Annotated in this window: 1 protein-coding gene; it reads right to left on the bottom strand. The window is 43.0% G+C overall.

Annotation, left to right across the window (positions count from 1 at the left end; genetic code table 11):
* Window positions 1–616, bottom strand: a 616-nt coding sequence (bcsG, locus tag R8O11_RS28660; RefSeq protein WP_318195050.1) for a cellulose biosynthesis protein BcsG, incomplete at its 3' end; no start/stop codon positions are given.
* Between the last annotated feature and the right edge of the window lie 23 nt (window positions 617–639).

The following is a 639-nucleotide window of genomic DNA, read 5'->3' on the forward strand; positions in this document are numbered from 1 at the left end:
TCAAGAACAACAAATCAAAAGGAGCATCCATTGCGCTGCTAGTATCGAATGTCACACGTCGAGAAGCTTCTTTAGAAAAGAAATCTGCAGTTAACGTGTTGAGACTTGCATCGTTAATTTCCGTTATTTGAGGTTGTTTGCTAGCAGTAACCTCGGTTGGTGGCTGTTGTTGAGTTACTTCTGCAGCCACTGTTGTCGGAAGTTCCGTCGTCATTGGCATACTTATATAGATCATAGCAATAACCACAAAGACTGAAACTCTAACGAACTTGCTCAAAATAAAGTACGCACCACACAAAGCGAGCAATCCGAGAATTGCTTGGAATGATAAAAATCGTCCCAAAAGTTCGACCAGATAACTCAATTCAAACTGCATTAATTGTCCCGCTTGAGCCCAAAGACGGTCTAGCGGAGGGAGATAAGAATCGTAATGCAAGAGCCACGCTGCGGCGACAAATACAACGATATGACGCACCGTATTTAGGCTTTTCATCGAGATTGGCAGCAGGATGAAGATCAACAGCGCAAAGTTTTCCATTGGATGGAAATCGATGATTCCCTGAAAATAGAGCGCTATTTTTGCGATAAAGTAAATGTTCCACCAGCCCAATCCTATAGTGAAGGGGGTAGAGTCATGAG

The organism is Vibrio sp. 1288, assembly GCF_033344475.1.